The sequence below is a fragment of the Psychrobacillus sp. MER TA 171 genome (assembly GCF_023713305.1).
Lineage (GTDB): Bacteria > Bacillota > Bacilli > Bacillales_A > Planococcaceae > Psychrobacillus.
The window spans coordinates 59723-81134 of sequence record NZ_JAMAWN010000013.1; the positions used below are offsets into that span (position 1 = coordinate 59723).

Annotated in this window: 15 protein-coding genes; 9 read left to right on the forward strand and 6 right to left on the reverse strand. The window is 34.7% G+C overall.

Translation table 11 applies throughout. From position 1 onward, the window contains the following. Positions 1-52 precede the first annotated feature (52 nt). From M3627_RS13120 to M3627_RS13130, 3 genes are read right to left on the reverse strand one after another with little or no spacing between them, the layout of a single operon-like run. Entirely contained in the window at positions 53-481 is a 429-nt protein-coding gene (locus tag M3627_RS13120) for a GNAT family N-acetyltransferase (protein WP_169358872.1), read from the reverse strand. A 2-nt stretch (positions 482-483) separates the two neighbouring features. Next, positions 484-999, reverse strand: coding sequence for a YjcG family protein (locus tag M3627_RS13125; protein ID WP_169358873.1), 516 nt, complete (start codon positions 997-999; stop codon positions 484-486). A gap of 56 nt (positions 1000-1055) precedes the next feature. Next, positions 1056-1778, reverse strand: a complete 723-nt coding sequence (locus M3627_RS13130; protein WP_169358874.1) for an alpha/beta hydrolase — start codon at positions 1776-1778, stop codon at positions 1056-1058. 116 nt (positions 1779-1894) lie between these two features. On the opposite strand from M3627_RS13130, the gene M3627_RS13135 reads away from it, so the two are divergent. Further along, a complete protein-coding gene (locus tag M3627_RS13135; protein WP_169358875.1) occupies positions 1895-2479 on the forward strand; it encodes a phosphatidylglycerophosphatase A family protein in 585 nt (194 codons plus the stop codon). A 355-nt stretch (positions 2480-2834) separates the two neighbouring features. Here M3627_RS13135 and M3627_RS13140 read toward each other — a convergent pair whose 3' ends face one another. Then, a complete protein-coding gene (locus tag M3627_RS13140) occupies positions 2835-2990 on the reverse strand; it encodes a hypothetical protein (protein ID WP_251556058.1) in 156 nt (51 codons plus the stop codon). Between the two features lie 312 nt (positions 2991-3302). Between M3627_RS13140 and M3627_RS13145 the strand changes: the two genes are divergently transcribed. Continuing rightward, positions 3303-4691, forward strand: coding sequence for an aldehyde dehydrogenase (locus M3627_RS13145; RefSeq protein WP_251556060.1), 1389 nt, complete (start codon positions 3303-3305; stop codon positions 4689-4691). Between the two features lie 190 nt (positions 4692-4881). Continuing rightward, complete coding sequence (locus M3627_RS13150; RefSeq protein WP_251556062.1) at positions 4882-7059, forward strand: sensor domain-containing protein; 2178 nt, start codon at positions 4882-4884, stop codon at positions 7057-7059. A 170-nt stretch (positions 7060-7229) separates the two neighbouring features. Here the strand turns inward: M3627_RS13150 and M3627_RS13155 are convergent, their stop codons facing one another. Next, the gene (locus tag M3627_RS13155) at positions 7230-8819 is read right to left on the reverse strand and encodes a two-component system sensor histidine kinase NtrB (protein WP_251556063.1); all 1590 of its coding nucleotides are present in this window, start codon (positions 8817-8819) and stop codon (positions 7230-7232) included. A gap of 107 nt (positions 8820-8926) precedes the next feature. On the opposite strand from M3627_RS13155, the gene M3627_RS13160 reads away from it, so the two are divergent. The 6 genes from M3627_RS13160 (at position 8927) to M3627_RS13185 (ending at position 19263) form a co-directional block, all read left to right on the forward strand. Then, positions 8927-9976, forward strand: coding sequence for a M42 family metallopeptidase (locus M3627_RS13160; RefSeq protein ID WP_169358880.1), 1050 nt, complete (start codon positions 8927-8929; stop codon positions 9974-9976). 121 nt (positions 9977-10097) lie between these two features. Beyond that, positions 10098-11672 (forward strand): peptide chain release factor 3, encoded by a 1575-nt coding sequence (locus M3627_RS13165; RefSeq protein WP_169358881.1) that lies wholly within the window; start codon positions 10098-10100, stop codon positions 11670-11672. A 787-nt stretch (positions 11673-12459) separates the two neighbouring features. Then, complete coding sequence (locus tag M3627_RS13170) at positions 12460-15519, forward strand: efflux RND transporter permease subunit (RefSeq protein ID WP_251556064.1); 3060 nt, start codon at positions 12460-12462, stop codon at positions 15517-15519. A 180-nt stretch (positions 15520-15699) separates the two neighbouring features. Continuing rightward, entirely contained in the window at positions 15700-16788 is a 1089-nt protein-coding gene (locus M3627_RS13175) for an SDR family oxidoreductase (protein WP_169358883.1), read from the forward strand. Positions 16789-17013: 225 nt separating this feature from the next. Continuing rightward, positions 17014-17784: a TerC family protein gene (locus tag M3627_RS13180; RefSeq protein ID WP_169358884.1), complete on the forward strand. Its 771-nt coding sequence runs from the start codon at positions 17014-17016 to the stop codon at positions 17782-17784. Between the two features lie 126 nt (positions 17785-17910). Beyond that, on the forward strand, positions 17911-19263 hold the full coding sequence (locus M3627_RS13185; RefSeq protein ID WP_169358885.1) for a TrkH family potassium uptake protein: 1353 nt from the start codon (positions 17911-17913) through the stop codon (positions 19261-19263). 231 nt (positions 19264-19494) lie between these two features. Here M3627_RS13185 and M3627_RS13190 read toward each other — a convergent pair whose 3' ends face one another. Then, positions 19495-21255 carry a B12-binding domain-containing radical SAM protein gene (locus tag M3627_RS13190; protein ID WP_251556065.1) on the reverse strand — a complete coding sequence of 587 codons (1761 nt, stop codon included), beginning with the start codon at positions 21253-21255 and terminating at the stop codon, positions 19495-19497. Positions 21256-21412 lie beyond the last annotated feature (157 nt).

Here is a 21412-nt window from a genome sequence, read left to right on the forward strand (position 1 = left end):
GCAAAAAGTAAAACCCGCTAACGGTATGTTAGCGGGTTTTGCTTATGTAGGATTATAATTCTTTTTCCATAGCTCGGTGAGGAATATTAGCCTCCAGAAATTCTGGGGACGTAATAGTATACCCTCTTTTTTCATAAAAAGGTAGTGCCTGACTTTGAGCATTAAGCTTTAGCTTTTTAAATTGATGATCCAATGCATATTTCTCCATACAATCCATCATCAAGTTACCTAAATGCTTCCCTCTGTACTCTGGTAAGATACATACTCTCTCTACTTTACCGACATGGGGCTCTGCAATACGGATGCGGCCAGCTCCAAAAGGAGTGTCTCCATCATAGGCTACAAAATGCGTCGATTTCATATCATATTCGTCTAACTCTAAATGTAGAGGAACATCTTGTTCCTCTACGAATACTTTTCTTCTTATATGAATAGCATCCTCATATTCTTTCTCTGTTTCAACAATTTTTGCAAATACCAAGTTTACTCAGCTCCAGACAATCTAAATGTTTCATATACGGTCCATGAACCGTCTTCTAATTGGTACAACAGGTGAATTCGGTCAATTTCTTCCTCAAACTGTGCACCAATCATTTTTAATTGAGGTAAAATATCGTCGTGTTCACTTCCACTAAGTTTTTGTGCAATAGTAATATGAGGAACAAATGAATACGTTTCGTCATCATGAAATTCAATAGAATTTAAATCCTCATGAAGCTTCTCTAGCTCTGGAGTAGATTGAACATTAAAATAGATGGCATTTGTTACAGGTGCAAAAGAACTTACCTTTGTAGTTTTCATAGTAAAAGGCTTATGTTTTTTAGCTATATCATTAATATGGTCAGCTATTGTTTTAATTTGGGCTTCATCTGCCTCAAAAACTCCCTTCAATGTCATATGAGGAGTAATTAGGGCATAATGGGGATCATAACGCTTTCTATAAGAGTTTGCAAAATCTTGTACCTTTTTTGATGGAAAAGCAACAATACCGTATTTCATAATCATGACCTCCTTATAATTATCTTACAATATATTTCTATTATATCAAAAATACCCTACAGACTGAAATTGTTTAGCAGAGATCTTTTAATATCTGGCTGCCAAAGCTTCCATGTATGGTCTCCATTTAATTCGTCGTAAAAGGTAGAAACTCCTTTATTTTTTAGCATATCATGCAGTTGTCGATTAGGTGTAAGGAAATCGGTGAGTAGTCCGTCTCCCGTTTTAACTGCTGTTTCTTCATTTCCTATTACTTGATAAATGGAAAAAGCACTTACTTCTTTATGATTTTCCACTTTTTCTAATATTTCTTCATTAACCAAAGGGGAGTGAAGGATGACCTTGCCAAAGGTGTTTGGATATCTTAGAGCAGTAAGTAAAGAAATTGTTCCTGCCAGTGAATCACCTATTAGAGCTCTCCCCATTCCAATTTGATAAGTGGGATAATTTTCATCAATATAAGGAACTAGCTCTTGTGCTATAAACCGTGAATACGCAAGCTGCTGCTCTCCCTCTGGATGATATTTACTTCGGCGATCTTTTACATTTTTATAAGGCACGCCCACAATTATTAAGTTTTCTATTTCCCGGTTTTCGTATAACTCATCTGCAATCCGGGATATTCTGCCAAGCTGAAAGTAGTCTTTTCCGTCTGATGCGATTAAAACACTATATTTGTATAATGGTGAATAATTGGGAGGTAAATAAATTAATAACTGGATCTCTTCATCTAACGCTTTACTGTAAATTGTTGTATCTTGTAATGTGCCTCGATTCATATTTACACCTCGTTGTCATGTTATATAGAAATTGTATCATATACTGGTAAAGAGGTATAATAAGAGGAGTTCACAAGGATTGTTTTACATTGTTAGATTATAAGGAGGTTATTTTTTTGGAAAATGAATCATTAAGAGTGCATTCGAGAACAGTAGAGCAAGCCACGTTAGATGCCTTAAAACGTAGAGGGGTTACCATCGAAGAGGTTGCTAAAATCGTGTATGAAATGCAGTTTCCTTATAATAAAGGATTAACAATTGAACATTGTATTGAGTCGATCAAGAGTGTCATGAAAAAAAGAGAAATGCAGCATGCCATCTTAGTTGGTATTGAATTAGATGAGCTTGCTGAGAAGAAAATGCTTTCTGCTCCTCTTCAGCAAATTGTAGAAGCAGATGAAGGTTTGTTCGGAGTAGATGAAACAATCGCATTAGGCGCTGTATTTACATACGGAAGTATAGCCGTCACCACGTTTGGGCATCTAGACAAGAATAAAATAGGTATTATATCTAAACTAGATACAAAGAAGGGTGGAAGTATTCATACCTTTTTAGATGATTTAGTTGCAAGTATCGCTGCTAGCGCAGCATCTCGTCTCGCTCACCGAACAAGAGACTTAGAAGAAGCAAATGAAACCTTTGAAGATATAGCACCAGAAGAAACAGCTCCAGAGACTAAAATTAAAGGTACAACGACATAATATAGTCGTATGAAAGTCTGTGGACAAACTGAAATTGAAGTTTGTCCACAGACTTTTTAGTTAAATAATTATTAGTACAATTTATTTCTCCTATTAACTGGTAAATTTACTTGATTGTAAGCGAAGTTATTATCCCTCTTTTCCATTCATATAAATAGAATGATTTTGAGTTTATATATTATCAATTAACATGACTAGGTACATTATTTCTAAAGTATTGTAAAGAATAAAAAATATAAGAGCATTGATCTGCATATTAAAAGGAGGAGAATCATCGGACTCTCCTCCTAAACGTTCTAAGTAACTACGATACATTACTAATTCAAAATAAAAATACTGACTTTTAGAAAATAATCTATTCGATTGTTGTCGTCTCGGTTGTAGTAGAGTCACTTTGTTGGAAATATAAAAAAGTTTCCTCTTCTAGTTCATTTTGTAAACGTTCCTTGTTTAAACCTATTGACATTGGTCCTTGAAAAATAGGTTCCCACCATGTTTGAGTTTCAGTCATTATATTTCCTCTCCTTTTTAAAAGCTTTTAAATAATTCATTTGATTTTTATATACCCCAATTTGTTGCTCCATCAAACACTAATTACGAAATTAAAACTTTACATAAGACAGGATTGGTTAAAGAACGGTTAAAAAGATTACTTTATAACTCATCCTTTAAAAGTAGTATGCCGTTTTTGAATCATTTAATGTACTAGGTAGAAAATCCAATTTCTTTCGTCTACTTGAAAAAAATAGTATGCTTTAGCAAGAAGGTCTTTTAGCACTAAAGAAGTTTTACTACAAACAAAGTCGATGAGGAGATGATTTATGTGAAATTTACTTCACAGCAGTTGGATATTATGTTAGAGGAGCATCATGCATTTTACTACTCAGGCATAACAAAATCCGCGAAGTTTCGAATCGAACAATTAGAAGTGTTGAAAAAAACGATTAAGAAGTATGAAACTGAAGTAATTGAAGCTCTTTATAAGGACTTGAGAAAGAGTGAGTTTGAGTCCTATACGACAGAAATAGGCTTAATATATGAAAGTATTTCAAACATGAACAAAAATTTGGAGCACTGGATGCAACCTAAACAGGTGAAGACTCCAATGGCCTTAATGCCATCTAAAAGTCAGATTATTAGTGAACCCTATGGAACAGTATTAATTATTGCCCCATTTAACTATCCTTTTCAATTAGTAATGGAACCGTTAATTGGTGCAATTGCTGGCGGTAATTGTGCCATGATTAAACCTTCGGAAACTACTCCTCACACTACTAATATAGTGAAGAAGATTGTTGCAGAGGCATTTCATCCGCATTATATAAGAGTCGTGGAAGGAGAGAAAGAAGAAACATCCCTTTTAATCCATGCTCCATTTGATTTTATTTTCTTTACAGGTAGTGTAAATGTAGGGAAGGTAGTAATGGAAGCAGCTTCTAAAAGACTCACTCCTATTGCTTTAGAATTAGGAGGGAAAAGCCCGGCTATTGTCGATCACACAGCTAACTTAGATTTAGCCGCTAAACGTATAATTTGGGGTAAATTAGTGAACGCCGGACAAACTTGTATTGCACCTGATTATTTATTAGTAGAGGAGCCTGTAAAAGACAAGCTGATTGAAAAATTACAGGAAGCCATTCATCATTTTTATGGAGAAAATGTACAAGAAAATACAGACTACGGCAGGATAGTTAATACCAATCATTTTAAACGACTACAAAAAATGATTGTCCAAGAAAAGGATCAAATTATTTTTGGTGGAAAATCAGACAAGGAAGATTTATATATAGAGCCTACAATTCTAGATGGTGTGCAATTTTCAAGTCCATCTATGCAGGAGGAAATCTTCGGACCAATTTTACCAGTAATCACTTACAAAGAGTTACCTGATATTATTCGTCAGATTAGAAAATTCCCTAAACCTTTAGCTGCCTATATGTTTAGTGAGCATGAGGGAGCTCAAAACTATTTCCTAGAAGAGCTTTCATTTGGAGGCGGTTGTATAAATGATACTATCATGCATGCAGGTAGTGCACATTTACCTTTTGGTGGGGTAGGAAACTCTGGAATGGGTGCATATCATGGGCTAGCGAGCTTTGAATTATTTACTCATCAGAAATCTATTGTGAAGAAGAGCACGACTATACCTCTTAATGTAGCATTCCCGCCTTATAAGAACAAAATAAAGCTAGTAAGAAGTTTATTAAAATAATAGTATTTTTTGGAGGTGCGATGATATAAAATTGTCGCACCTTTAGTGCGTTATAATTATTTTATGGACAAATGGTGACATTACATAATCCAATTATATCAATGCTATATTGACAATTTATATCTTTTTTACTACTATTTGAATTGAGGGAGTTGTGTTTTTACGATAAATTTAAAATGGAGGACAAGTAATGGAGTCCATATTTGGAACAGGGTCCAAAGATTTATTGCTCACAGTAAAAGATGCTTTACATAAAGAATCGTTGTCAAATATTAACCTACTGGAAGAAAAACTTGAAGATACATTTTATAAAATGAATCTGATGAGCTATGCAGTAAATGAAACCATGATAATTGCTTTAACTGATCATGCTGGAAAAATATTATATGTAAATGACAAATTTACAGAGATCTCTGGTTACTCTCATGAAGAATTAATCGGAAAAACTCATCGAGTTATTAATTCCTTCACTCACCCGTCTGAATTTTTTGAAGAATTGTGGGAAACGATTCTTAATGGACAAACTTGGGAAGGTGAAATATGTAACAAACGTAAAAATGGACAATTGTATTGGGTGAAGACTTATATTTTACCTATTAATACAATTGAACAAGGTACATACTTTTTAAGTATTCGGACAGATATAACACATGAAAAAGAAAATGAGCTACGTTTAAAGAATAATATCATTAATTCATTTGATACTGTAGTGAGACATGTAAACAACTTAATTTTTAGATTAGATAAAGAGTTGAATTTTACCCTACTAACCGGAAAGATAGCAACAGAGTACTTTTTGGAAAGAGGAATTCCGATGATTCATCCTTCCAATGAACTGTTTGCGGAACAAACATCTCAATCCTTTAATCGGACGATGGATTATTTTCCTAAGGAAATATCTGATAGACTTAAGCAGAATATTTCAAAGGTCTTTTTAGGGAAGGAAGTTTCTTATAAAGAGTGGTTTGGGCCTAAATGTATTCATATCACGATCTCACCTATTGAAAAAGAAGGTGAGATAATGGGCGCTATAGGAATAGGAAATGATATTACGGAAATAGAAAAGACTAGAAGGAAGTTATCAGAGCTAGCGTACGAGGATCACTTAACAAATACATACAATACTGCAGCATTAAATAGGGATATCCAGCTTAAGATAAAATTAAAGGAAAAGTTTAGCTTTCTATATATTGATTTAGACCGATTTAAAAATATTAATGACTCATTAGGTCATGTTACAGGAGACCTGCTATTACAAAAGGTTTCTAAAAGAATGAAAAAATTCTATAACGAAGGCGCCAAGATTTATAGGATGGGTGGGGATGAGTTTGTTATTCTTTTGGAGGATAACTATTTTTCTTGTAGGGACTCATTAAGTAATGCCCAACTGTTATTAAAAGAAATTGAAAAGCCTTTTAGCATTCATGAAATGGAGCTATACATTTCATGCTCTATTGGAATTTCCTGCTTTCCGGAACACGGAGATAGTTATAATGCTTTACATAGAGCTGCAGACTTAGCGTTAAATGAATCGAAAGATAAAGGGAAGAGAACAGCAGTCTTGTACACATCTGAATATGAAAAAGGATATATAGATAAGTTGTCTTTAGAGAGTGATATTCGGATGGGACTTAAAAAGAACGAATTCTTTCTAGTCTACCAACCGAAATTAAACCTAATTACCAACAAGGTTCAAGGCTATGAAGCGCTTATTAGATGGAATAGAAAGGGAAAAAATATTATTCCGCCGAATGAGTATATTCCATTTGCAGAAGAGACAGGGCTAATTATTCCGATTGGTAGGTATGTTCTTAAGGAAGCATGTAAGCAAGCTACACAATGGTTAAAAGAGGGATTGTCTTTTAGTACAATATCTGTGAATATAAGTCCAGTTGAGTTAGATCAAAATGACTTTACAGCCAATGTAAAATATATTCTTCATGAGACTGGGCTTCCAGCACATTATCTAGAACTGGAAATTACGGAAAACATTCTAATGAAAAATCTAAGCAAGCTGTCTAGTATATTGGAGGATTTAAAACAACACGGTGTTCGAATTGCAATGGATGATTTTGGTTCCGGCTTTTCAAATTTCCGTTATTTAAAGGAACTCCCTATTCACACTTTAAAAATAGATCAAGTCTTTATGAATCAGATCATAGAAAAAAGAGACGAAGTAATAGTGTCCTCTATTATAAAAATAGGCAAAAGTCTTGGTTTAGAAGTAGTAGCGGAAGGGGTGGAAACAGAGGAAGTCATCCAGTTTTTAAAGCTACATAATTGTGAAATTGTCCAAGGTTTCTATTATTCCAAGCCTCTTCGTGTGGAGGATGTTCCTGGCTTTAAGCTTGTGGCCTCACGAACATAGATGACATGAGAATCTTTTAACCTTATAAATTGGATGATAACCCTTTCAATTTTGAGGATTAGCGAGTTCCAACTAAAGAAAAAATACCTTGAGATCCCATTCTCAAGGTATTTTTACTTTAGTAAATGTGGGATGTAAGTCTTTGATGCAACGGATATAAAAAGAAGAGACTAATCCGTTGCCTCTATGTTTGAAGTGTAAGGTAACTGAATAGTTACCGTAGTTCCTTGTCCTTTTTGGCTTTCAATGGCAATCGTTCCACCATGTTCAGCAATAATTTTTTCGGAAATCATCATTCCAAGGCCTGTCCCGTTAATCTTAGTAGAAAAAAATGGATCGAAGATTTTCTCAACAACCTGTTTGTCCATCCCTACTCCATTGTCTCTAATTTTAATAAGGATGATATCCTGGGGCTCGATGGAACAGCTAATATGGATTTTACCATTGTCAGACATTGCCTCTATCGCATTTTTAACCAGGTTAATAAGTACTTGCTTCATCTGACCTTCCTCACCGTAAAGGTGTATCGGACCTTTTATAATATCAGTAGTCAAAAATATCCCATTCAAGTTAATTTCGGGTTGAAATAAAACGAGAAGATCATCTAATGTTTGAGTTAAATCATACTTCTTTGGCAATTTTGCGTGTGGCTTTGCTAAAACTAGGAATTCACTAATAATGTAATTGATTCTTTCAATTTCGTTTTCAATTACTTTAGTGTAACGGTAATAGGGCTGGGTAGGGTCCCCATTCATAATCTGCATAAAGCCAGATATAACTGTTATAGGATTTCGAATCTCATGAGCTACTCCAGCTGCCATTTCCCCAGCAACCTTTAGCTTTTCTGATTGTAGTAATAAATTCTCTGTTTCTTTTTTAAAGCTAACGTCCCTACTAATTATAGAAAGGGCAATCAGCTCGTTTTGGTAATCATAAATTGGAGAAACAGTAATTTGGGCATCAAAATAAGTTCCATCTTTTTTTCGATCAGTAGTTTCGAGAAAATGATAGCTGGCCCCTTTTAATACCTCTTGTTTTCTTGTTTCATCTAGCTGATATTGTGGAGACAAAATAGAAACACTTTTTCCTATTACTTCTTCCCTTTTCCAACCATATAAATCTTCAAAAGCAGGATTTACCTCTATTATTTTATTGTCTTTATCAAATACAGTAATACTATCCTTCGCATTATCAAAAAAAAGCTGTAAATAACTTTCTCTCGAATATTGCTCTTTTCTCATAGAAGTATTTAGTTCAGAAATCTTATTCCAATATTTACGGTCAAAGTATGTATTTAAGATGGAAGTGAAAATAAGTATAGCTAAAAGTAGTATAAAAGCAATTAAATCTTCTGAGGACAAAATATATGTATAGTCATCATTTTTATAATAGATGAGTCCAAGAATTTCAATGATAGTTATAAAGAATAATAATATTCTAGGACCTATATTGGAATAGATGACTGCGATGTATATTGGGTAAATAAAAAATACAATCATAACTACGCTGTCACTGTATATATTCAAGATTAAAAGATAAAGATTGAGTGTTATAAACAAAATGTATTGGATAATTGGGTTCTCTGAGTTTACCCAGCATAACAACGTTAAGATGAGTAGGTATACAATCCCAGCGTATAGATAAATTAATAGGTCCTTGTTATGTAAAAATATTGCCAGAATAATATGACAAACAGTAAAACAGGAAAAAATAATGAAAAACAATTTATTTTTATCTTTCGTAGTATTAATATATTCCATTTTTCCCACCTCCTATCAGATTAGATACTTCTTATATTAGCCTATTTAAAGGTATCTGAAAATACAAGATTTTGATAAGATGGAGTAAGAACAAAGGAGGAGTCATTATGTCATACAAATTTCAAGAGCAAGAGACTGTCTCTTTGCTAAAACAATTAGTGGAAATTCCTAGTCCTTCCGGTTATACAAAGGACATCATGGATTTTATGGAGCAGTTTTTAAAGGATATTGATGTTAATTATATTAGAACTAACAAGGGAGCGCTTATTGCCACCATTCTAGGAGAAAATGATACTAAACATCGTTTACTGACAGCACACACCGATACTTTGGGAGCTATGGTAAAGGAAGTGAAGTCTTCTGGCAGATTGAAGCTTGCAATGGTAGGTGGCTTTAATTGGAACGCTGTAGAAGGTGAGTATTGTACAATCCATACAGCAGATGGAAGAAAAATACGGGGCACCATTCTCATGCATCAAACAACAGTTCACGTCTATAAAAATGCGACTGCGCTCGCTCGTGATGAGCAAAACATTGAGGTACGTGTGGATGAGAAAGTAGTAAGTGCTAGTGAAACAAGAGAGTTAGGTATAGAGGTTGGGGATTTTGTTTCATTTGATCCTCGATTTGAGCAAACGGAATCTGGCTTTATCAAGTCACGTCATTTAGATGACAAAGCAAGTACTGCCCTTTTACTCCAATTAATGAAAGCTATTAAAGAAAATAAATGGACGATTCCTTATACAACACACTTTTATATTTCTAATAATGAGGAAATTGGATTTGGAGGCAATTCTAACATTCCAGAACAAACAGTGGAATATATAGCAGTCGATATGGGTGCGATAGGCGATGGACAAACCTCGGATGAGTATACTGTTTCCATTTGCGCAAAAGATTCCTCTGGGCCGTATCATTATGAATTAACCCGAAACCTCGTAGAACTAGCCAAGGCAGAAGGAATTGATTATAAGTTAGACATCTATCCATACTATGGTTCTGATGCTTCTGCTGCAATAAGAGCAGGTTTTGATGTCAAGCATGCATTGTTTGGACCAGGAATTGAAGCATCGCATGCATATGAAAGAACTCATATTCAATCATTAGAAAATACAGCGAAACTATTGTATTCTTATATACAATCTGAAATCCTGTAATGGATACTAGTAGACATTTTTACGATTAATTTGTAAAATTGTCTGCTAGTTCTTTTTTTACTTGTATTTTTGCTAGTAAATCCATATGATAAAAAAGTGAATAAGAAGGAGATATACAAATATGGACAAACAATTACAAGAAGAAATACTTAAGAGAAGAACCTTTGCAATAATTTCCCACCCGGATGCTGGTAAAACGACTATAACGGAAAAGCTTTTATATTTTGGAGGAGCTATTCGTGATGCAGGTACAGTAAAGGGGAAAAAATCGGGGAAATTTGCAACTTCAGACTGGATGGAAATCGAAAAGCAACGTGGGATTTCTGTAACATCCTCTGTTATGCAATTTGACTTTAATAATTGTCGTATAAATATATTAGATACACCTGGACATCAGGATTTTAGTGAAGACACTTATCGAACATTGATGGCTGTGGATAGTGCAGTGATGATTGTAGATGCTGCCAAAGGGATAGAGGCTCAAACATTAAAACTATTTAAGGTTTGTCGCATGCGCGGTATTCCTATCTTTACTTTCATTAACAAACTAGACCGACAAGGTAAAGAACCTCTTGAATTAATGGAGGAGCTAGAAGAAGTACTTGGAATTCAATCTTATGCAATGAATTGGCCGATTGGTATGGGTAAAGAATTTTTAGGGATTTATGATCGCTACAATCATCGAATTGAGCAATTCCGCACAGAGGAATCTGAAAAATATCTTCCGTTAGATGATGAGGGAGAATTAGCTGTCGATCATTCTATGAAAGAAACATCTTATTATACGCAAGCTATGGAAGATATTATGTTGTTAAATGAAGCAGGGAATGATTTTGATAAAGAAAAAGTACTTTCTGGTGATTTAACACCTGTATTTTTTGGTAGTGCATTAACTAACTTTGGTGTGCAAACCTTCTTAGAAACATACCTTCAGTTTGCTCCAACTCCACAGCCGAGAATGACTGATGTTGAAGAAGAAGTAAATCCTTTGAACGAAGATTTCTCCGGTTTTATATTTAAGATTCAAGCGAATATGAATCCTGCTCACCGAGATCGAATTGCATTTGTACGTATCGTTTCGGGGAAATTTGAACGCGGAATGACTGTTACTTTGGCACGTACTGGAAAAACGTTTAAAGTCACTCAGTCTACTCAATTTTTAGCTGATGATCGTGAGACAGTAGAAACCGCTGTAGCTGGAGATATTATTGGTCTTTATGATGTTGGAAATTATCAGATTGGGGATACGGTTGTTGGAGGAAAAAAAGCATTTAATTATGAAAAACTTCCTCAATTTACTCCAGAAATGTTTGTAAAGGTTACTGCTAAAAATGTATTAAAATCTAAGCATTTCCATAAAGGTATTATGCAGCTTGTACAAGAAGGTGCAATTCAATTTTACAAAACACTTCATACAGAAGAAGTAATTCTTGGTGCAGTTGGACAGCTTCAATTTGAAGTATTCGAGCATCGTATGAAAAACGAGTATAATGTAGAAGTTCGTATGGAGCCAATTGGATCGAAGGTAGCTCGTTGGATTGAAAATGAAGAAGATGTAAAAGAATCAATGACAGGTCCAAGAAGCATGCTAGTAAAAGATCGTTATGATCACTATGTATTCTTATTTGAAAATGAATTTGCAACTCGCTGGTTCCAAGACAAATATGAGCATATAAAGCTATATAACCTACTATAAGGTATAGATCCCTGCTAAATAGGGAATTGTAAATAAAGGTAATCGGAAGAATGCTCGCATTCTTTTGGTTACTTTTTTTATTAGCTTTGTTAAAGTTATTGGTGGATTTTGACTAATAATTCTTATTTATAGTGACTGTAAACATTATAAAAAGGACATTCATATGACTATTAAGATTATAAAATTGGGATTGGGTACAGTTTTTTTGCCTTATTTATGCAATTTATAAGCACTTATCGAAGCATTAAAGCTGTTCCCATTTATTGATTGGAGCGCCAGACGGCGACTCCTACGGGATGAGTGAGACAGATAAGACATCACAACCACGCGCGTAAGCGATGGGTGATGGCTTATCGCTCACCCCGAGGAAAGCCTCCGGCTGGTGTGAACAATCAATTCTACTCTCTGATCTAAGATTTCTTTGCATCATAAATCAACTACCCTTTAACATAACTTTCTTATTAAAAACGAGAGAATTTGATTTCGATATGGAGCAGAAATGATAAATTAAAGAATTACATTCTCATTGGGGTGAGTGAAATCGTGGTATTTTTAACTTATATAACTGAAGAGCTACCCGTTCTAACCATCATCGGCTGTGTATGAAAGGGGAAGTAGTTCGTAATTAATGCTATTAGTTGTTTCTGCACATTTCTTATGCATAGAAAAAAGTTATACAATTGTTATATTCTCTTTATTTATCTATCCCTAAGCAATAATAAAATTTGAACTCTTACGTCATAGAGCATATGATATAAATAGCGAAAGTAAAGGTGGTTCCCTGTATATGAAAATTAGTGGTTTCTCTATAAAAAGACCTGTATTTACTACTGTAATTATGTTTTTAGTAGTTATATTAGGAGCTGTTTCTTTTTTTAAAATTCCAATCACATTGATCCCAGAGTTAAATCCTCCAATCGGCGTTGTTGTAACTAACTATCCCGGTGCTGGGCCAATAGAGGTAGATGAAAAAATAACCAAACCATTAGAAACTTCTTTAAGTACCTTACCTGGTATTAAGTCAATCAGTAGTACATCTCAAGAAAGCGCTAATTTTATTTTATTAGAATTTGATTGGTCTACCGATATGGATGATGCCCAATTGGACATTATGCAACGAATAGATTTAGTGCCCGTACCTACTGGAGCAGATAAGCCAAGATTTTTAAAATTTGATCCTGCACAGTTTCCAGTCATTCAGTTATCACTAAGAGCTGCTGATGAAGGACAAGATATTCGATTGATAGCAAAAGAACTAGAGAAGGAATTAATCAGCACAGAGGGTGTAGCAAGTGTTAATATATCGGGTTCACTTGTCGAAGAAGTGCAGATATTATTAGATCAAAACAAATTAATTCAAAATGGACTAACTCAAAGTGATATTGTCCAGCTAATTCAAGCGAATAATATTTCTCTTCCTGGAGATCCAATAGAAACAGAGGAAAAGATGTCCTTAACTACTCGAATTATGAGCTCATTAACCTCTGTTGAAGAAATACAAAATTTGGTTATTACTGTTAACCCAATTGATGGTTCGCAAATAACTATTTCCGATGTGGCAACAGTTCAGTTAGCAGAACAAGAGACAGATAGTGAAACAAGAGCCAATGAAGAGCCGGCTGTTCTCTTGTCTGTGCTCCAAGAATCAAGTGCAAATACTGCACAAGTATCTACCGCCTTTCAAGAGGCATTGGACAAGCAACTTGAGAAAGAGGAATATAAGGGAGTTACAGCGGATATTCTTTTTGATCAAGGGGATTACGTCAAACTGGCCATCAACAATATTGGAACCACGTTAGTAACAGGTGGTTTATTGGCAATGGTAGTTTTGTTCGTGTTCTTAAAAGGCATTAGAAGTCCAATTATTATTGGTGTTGCAATTCCATATTCCGTTATTGTGACATTTTTACTGATGTACTTTGCTGGTTTTTCTTTAAACATAATGACGCTCGGAGCACTTGCATTGGGAATTGGGATGCTAGTTGATAATTCTATTGTTGTTATCGAGAATATCGAAAGGCATCTCGGTTTAGGAAAAGACCCTAAAGCTGCAGCTTTAACAGGCACAAAAGAAGTAAGTGGAGCAATTACAGCCTCTACTTTAACGACTATAGCAGTATTTATACCTGTAATTTTCCTTTCAGGACTTATTGGCCAGATATTTACCGAATTTGCATTAACTATTTCGTTTAGTCTTATTGCTTCACTTTTTGTTGCACTCACTGTCATACCTATGATGGCTAGTAGAATGTTAAAAAAACCAAAAGGAGATTTAGAAGCTAGAAGACGAAGATCGAAGGCTTACAACAATTTGGAGAAGTCGATTAAGTGGTCTTTAGGTCACCGAGCTTTAGTTCTGTCTCTGACCTTAGCTTTACTAATTATTTCTGTATTTGGTATTTTCCGTGTAGGTACTGAATTTTTACCTCCTACGGATGAAGGCTTTGCTTCTATTAGTGTAAGGCTACCAAATGGTTCATCGTTTACATCTACAAATGAAGTAGTAGACGAGATAGAGAATATATTGCAGGAACAGAAGGATGTAGATGTCTATGTAAGCTTTGTAGGTGGAAGTCAAGAGGGCATGTCTCGAGGTACTTCTAGATCTAACATCGCAGAAATCTCTGTCAAACTAAAACCGCTTGATGAACGAAGTCAATCTACATTTGAATTTGTAGATAAAGTACAGCCTAAAATAGCACAAGCAATAGGAGAAAGAGCAGAGATAAACTTTAATGTTCAAACAGCATCTGGCTCCTCACCTAATGTGGTGTCTTTCAATATTTCCTCCGCTGATAAGGATATATTAAACCAAGCCGTTGCTGATTTGCAGGCTGATTTAGAAAAAATAAAAGGCGTAACTAAGGTCAACAATGACATTATTTCTACCGTAGAGGAAGTACAAATGATTGTTAAGCGAGATGCAGCAACAGAACTAGGTCTCGCTCCTGCTCAAATAGCTCAAATGGTTAACAATGTAACGAGAGGCGTGTTAGCTTCCCAAATAATCTCGGAAGACAATGAAGTTTACGGAGTTTACGTTAAATATAACGAATCAGACCGGGAAAATATTGAAACCTTAAAGCAACTAAAACTACGTACTCCATCAGGTCTTTTTGTAAACCTTGAGGATGTTGCAAGTATAGAGGTTGCTGAGGGACCAGTAGCTATACGAAGCTTAAACCAGGCTAGCGCGGTTGCATTTTCTGTTAAGTATGAGTCAGAAAATACACTAGGAGACATGTCCGAACAAATTGATCAAGTAATAGAGAAGCAAAACTTTAGTGATAAAGTGCAAGTCAATTTTGGTGGCGACAGAGAGTTGATGGATAATGCCAAAAATGATATGATTTTGGCTGTTTTATTGGCGGTTGTCTTAGTGTTTATCGTAATGGCAGCTCAGTTTGAATCTTATAAATATCCGTTTGTAATCATGTTTACTGTACCGTTAATCGTGATAGGAATTGGGATTGTCTTATTCATTACAAATACTCCTATTAGCGTTTCCGCTGTCATAGGGATACTAATACTTGTTGGAATTGTTGTGAATAATGGAATTGTATTAGTAGATTACATTAACCAGCGTAAAGCAGATGGCTATTCATCCTTCGAGGCAATTACGACTTCCGTTCGAGATAGAGTACGTCCGATCCTAATGACAGCTCTAACGACAATATTAGGTTTAATTCCACTGGCCCTTGGAATTGGAGAGGGAACAGAAATAAATCAACCAATGGCTTTAACTGTAATTGGTGGTTTAGTTGCTTCGACTTTACTAACATTATTTGTAGTGCCAATCATCTATAGTTTAGTGGACAAAGAGACAAGAAAAATAAAATCATCTTAAATAAGAAAAGCTCCGAAAATTTACGTACTGTAAAATTTCGGAGCTTTATTTTTGTATACATTGGTTTGGTTTAAGACACTAGACCAAATAGAATATCGTGTAACACCTTTTCCGATTAAAGTTTATGTATGCGCATTTAGAGGTCTTTAGTATAATCAAAAAAAGGGGATGATTACCAATATGTCTAATGCATTGATTACAGGATTTCCAGGGTTTTTGTCGAAAAATATCATAAAGGAACTACGTCATCAAAATCGATATTCCGCTATTTATGTTCTAGTTCTTCCTAACCTAGTTCAAAAAGCTGAACAGGTAATAAGTGAAATTTACGAGGACGGAATAACTAACCAATCGATTATTGTGGTGAAAGGGGATATTACACTATCAAATGCAGGGCTTGATAATGAAACAATTAACAACTTAAAGCAAGAAATAAATGATGTATGGCATTTAGCAGCTATTTATGACTTAGCTGTTCCAAAGGAAATTGCCTGGAAGGTTAATGTGGAAGGAACTAAATTATTTAATGAGTTAGTTCTTAAACTTCCAAATATAAAAAGGTATATGTATTTTAGCACGGCTTATGTGGCGGGGAAAAGAGAAGGTAAGCTACTGGAGACGGAACTTATTAAACCCCCTGGATTTAAAAATCATTATGAGGAAACAAAATACGAGGCGGAGGTACTTGTAAACAACTTAAAAAGCCAACTGCCACTTACCATTATTAGACCAGGGATTGTAAGGGGACATTCCATCACAGGAGAAACGATTAAGTTTGATGGGCCATACTTTTTTATAAACATGATTAACAGACTGAAACGATTACCTATAATACCTTATCTCGGTAAGTCCACGTCTTTTATTAATGTAGTACCATCTGATTACATAACAAAAGCCTCCATATATTGCTGTTTTGATGAAGAAGCAGAAGGGAAGACTATTCATTTAACCGATCCAAAGCCTTATCCAGTTGAAGAGGTATATAGAGCTTTTGTTAGAGAAGTTACAGGGAAATATCCTAAGGGGAGAATACCATTAGCATTAGCAAAGGTATCTGTTAGCTTATTACCTATAAGAAAGTTCCTGCAGGTGGAAAAAGAAACATTAGATTATCTCACTTGGAATTCTTCTTTTGATACAACAAATGCTGAAAAAATTCTGCGTAAAGGGGAGATAAATTGTCCTGATTTTATAGAGTCGATACCTTCCATGGTTCGTTTTTACAACAAACACAAAGACGATCCAACCTATCATATATCCATTAAATAATTATGCTTTACTAATTACTTAAATGTTGTTATTATAGACATATAAATAAATAGACTCTTGACGTTCGTCAAAGGGGAGTAGCTATAGGGAAACCTATTTCATAGTCGTCATTACATGGCTTTTGCCATCGGTTATGATAGCACATTAATTTTTAATTTGCTTAGCAAGACCTTTGCCTTTTTTTAGGCAGGGGTCTTTTTATATTTCAAAGGAGGATATATTTTTATGGATTATGGAATTTTGTTAGAGTATGGATGGGTTTTACTTGTCCTAGTAGGACTGGAAGGCTTGCTAGCTGCTGATAACGCAGTAGTAATGGCAGTAATGGTTAAGCACTTACCGAAGGCCCAACAAAAAAAGGCTCTGTTTTACGGTCTATTAGGGGCTTTTGTTTTTAGATTTGCAGCTTTATTTATGATTACGTTTTTAGTTAACATTTGGCAAGTGCAGGCACTAGGTGCTGCTTATCTGTTATTTATCTCGATTAAACATATTTACGATCAACGTAAAAAACCAGGTCCGCATATTGAAACGGATGGCTTAGAAGAAAATGCAAAAGGTTCAGGATTCTGGATGACTGTATTAAAAGTTGAATTAGCTGATATCGCGTTTGCAATCGACTCTATGTTAGCAGCAGTTGCAATTGCAGTAACGTTGCCATATTGGGGAGACTTTGAAATTGGTGGAATTAACGGTGGACAGTTTGCAGTAATGTTCATTGGTGGAGTTATTGGGCTAGTTATTATGCGTTTTGCTGCTCATAAATTTGTTCAATTACTTGAAAAATATCCTTCATTAGAAACAGCAGCATTTTTAATAGTAGGCTGGGTAGGGGTTAAGTTAACTGTATTAACACTATCTCATCCAAGCGTAGCTATACTTGATGAGCATTTCCCACATTCAACTGGATGGAAATTGACTTTCTGGGTTGTTTTACTAGTAATCGCTATTGGTGGGTATTTACTTGGTGTAGCCAAAAACAAAAAGACTGCTTAATTTTAGTAAATGTATAATGATTTAGTTAAAAGTATGAAAAGATAGTATGGTTACTGCTATCTTTTTATACTTTTTTTTTTTACAATGATTTAATAGGCTCTCTTTAACTTGAAAGGAACATATTAAATGAAAAACTATACATTTAAAGCGAAATATAAAATGACACCGGCTCAAATAATTGTTTCTTATTATTTTATTGCCATTGCTATTTCAGTTATTCTACTTCGCTTACCGGGAGTTCATAGGCCAGGTGTGAAAGTAGACTTTATTGATAGCTTGTTTACAGCAGTTAGCGCCGTTAGTGTAACAGGGCTAACAACTATAAGCATTGTAGATACATATACTATTTTTGGATATATCATGCTTATTCTAATTCTCCAGCTTGGAGGAATTGGAATAATGTCTTTAGGAACATTTATTTGGCTTGTGGTTGGAAGAAGAATTGGTTTAAGGGAAAGGCAGTTAATCATGGTTGACCACAACCAGTCTAAAATGTCGGGTGCTGTAATGCTTATAAAGGAAATTATTAAAATTCTCTTATTCATTCAATTGCTTGGTTCAATAATACTGACAGTTTATTTTACGCAATACTACGATACGTTTAAACAAGCATTGTTACATGGAGTGTTTACTTCAGTTTCTGCTACTACTAATGCCGGTTTTGATATAACAGGTGAATCCTTAGTTCCTTATCATCATGATTACTTTGTTCTAATCATCACGAGTATAATGATTGTATTTGGTGCAATTGGCTTTCCTGTTTTAATTGAGGTAAAAGAATTTCTTTCCAATAAAAATAAAAATTTTAGATTTTCATTATTTACGAAGCTCACTACTTTAACTTATGGGGCCCTATTAATTATAGGAACAGTGATGATTTTTTTACTTGAATTATTTAATACTCTTAAGGATCTACCTTGGCATGAGAAATTCTTCACTGCTTTTTTTCATTCAGTATCAACTCGGTCTGCAGGGCTAACTACTGTGGACATCAATATGTTTAACGAAGGAACTAATCTTTTTATGAGTGCACTCATGTTTATTGGCGCTTCTCCTAGCTCAGTAGGAGGAGGAATACGGACAACTACTTTTGCACTTGCAATCTTGTTTCTAATAAACTTTTCTAGAGGCAAAGAAAATATACAAATATTTAATCGTGAAATTCATCTACTCGATATTTATAGGGCCTTTGCAGTATTTGTTTTAGCTATCCTGATGGTCTTTGCTGCAACAATTATATTATCGGTTTCGGAACCGGGTGTTCCAGTAGCATCCCTACTATTTGAAATAACCTCTGCGTTTGGTACATGTGGTATGTCGCTTGGGGTGACAGAGAACCTATCTTCCTTCGGAAAGCTAGTCATCATGCTCCTCATGTTTATAGGAAGAGTTGGTTTAATATCCTTCCTATTTACACTAGGAGGTAAGCGAAAAATTACCAAATACCATTATCCAAAGGAACGTGTAATTATTGGGTAATTAAAACTGCTTTTGAATAACTGCTAATCATTCTTACACAACACGGTGACTAAGCTTGTGGAAAGAGATAACCGATCAAGTAACCCTCTTGTAAAACAAAGTAGAAACAAAAGCTATGAGGAAACAATAGAAGCCCCAGAATTTACCGAATGGTAAAATTTCTGGGGCTTCTGAAATTATAAAGTGGGCTAATCAGCCTTCTACTAATTTCTGGGATGAAATTTGGTATTATTAATTCGTTACTATTATATTTTCTTTTGGTTGCAAAAAGAAGAATTGTGGAGCTTCTCCGTTTTGGAATGCAGTCAGTAAGAACCCATTATCTTCTTTGATGATTCCTTGCTTAAACATATCCACATTAACAGTAATCGGTGTGATAAATGTCTGCTTGTACAATTCTCGTTCTGACAAATTTAAGTGTGAAAAGTCTACTCCAGCAATCGAGGGATCCTCTATTAGTAGCTTATAGATTGCAGACTGAGTTTCTTTGTTTAAATCATTATTCCACCAAGGTTTCCTTGGTTGGAATTTTTGTTTTGATAAATAATCTAGTTTCATAACAGACTTAATAGTTGCTAAAGGAATATTTTCTAATTGTTCTAGGAAAGCAAAAAGACGAGTATATAGGTCCTCTAGCTGATGACCAATTCTAGACCAATTTCTTTCTTCCCAATAGGTACCGAATTGTTGGAAAAAGTCGAAAGGTGTTTCAAATATATGCTCAAATAGAAATTCTAATGTTTGGTCCATTCTATGTGCATTCCAATACTTTTCAAGAACGTCTTCCACTTGCTTAATAAGTAAAATATCATGAAAGCTTAATACATTATTAGAGAAAATTTCATATGGCGCCTGGTCTACATACACATAACCATACTTTTTTGCTTCGACTCGTAATCCTGTACCTCTTAAAAGCTTCAAAAAGCCTAGTTGTAACTCTTCGGGACGCATTTCAAAAACTTCATTGAAAGTATTTCGGAAGGAATGATAATCCTCTTCTGGTAGCCCCGCGATTAAATCTAAATGCTGATCGATTTTTCCACCGCTTTTAACCATAGTAACTGTCCTTTTCAACTTTTCAAAGTTCTGTCTGCGTTTAACTAACTCATTCGTCAAATCGTTGGTAGATTGAACACCAATTTCGAAACGGAAAAGACCAGCTGGAGCATTTTCATTTAAAAATTGAATAACTTCTGGTCGCATAATATCAGCTGTTATTTCAAATTGAAAAACAACTCCTGGTAAATGTTCGTCGATTAGGAATTGAAACATTTCCATTGCATAACTTCTACTAATATTGAATGTACGATCGACGAATTTTATCGTTTTTGCACCATTTTGCATTAAGAATCGGATATCCTCTTTAACTTTTTCTCGATTAAAATATCGAACACCAACTTCAATAGAAGAGAGGCAGAATTGACAAGAAAAAGGACACCCTCTACTAGTCTCGACGTAGACAATACGTTTAGAAAGATTGGGTAAATCTTCTTCAAAACGATATGGAGAAGGAGATTCACGTAAATCTAATTTTGGAGGTAGCGGATTTAGAATAAATTTGTCGTTTTGTACATATGCTAGTCCAGGTACTTCTTTTAACTCTTTCTTTTTGGAAAGGAAGTCTAATGTTTCCTTGAAAGTCTGTTCACCTTCACCAACTACGATATAGTCAATTTCTGTCACATTACGGAGCCAAACATTCGTGTCATAGGAAACTTCGGGACCGCCTAAAATAATAGTTATGGAAGGATCTACTGTTTTTAACATCTTGATTACTTTAATTGTTTCTTCAATGTTCCAAATGTAACAGCTAAAACCTACTACATTCGGTTTTTTTTGGTACAAATCAGCTACTATATTAAAAGTTGGATCTTTTATAGTATATTCAACAATAAGGGGGGAATAGTCAGGTGCTGCTGCAGCCTTTAAACAGCGCAATGCCAAATTCGTATGGATAAACTTTGCATTTAATGTGGTTAATATAATATTCATTTTCTTAACTCCTTTAGTTTTGCATAACTATTGTAACAGTGAATATTCATGTCGACAATATGGTCAAAAATAACCATATCCAGAATAATAAAAGTGTGTAATAATCAGAATTAATCAATAATTTAAAAATTTGAATTGTTTATTCTCAGATTCTTAT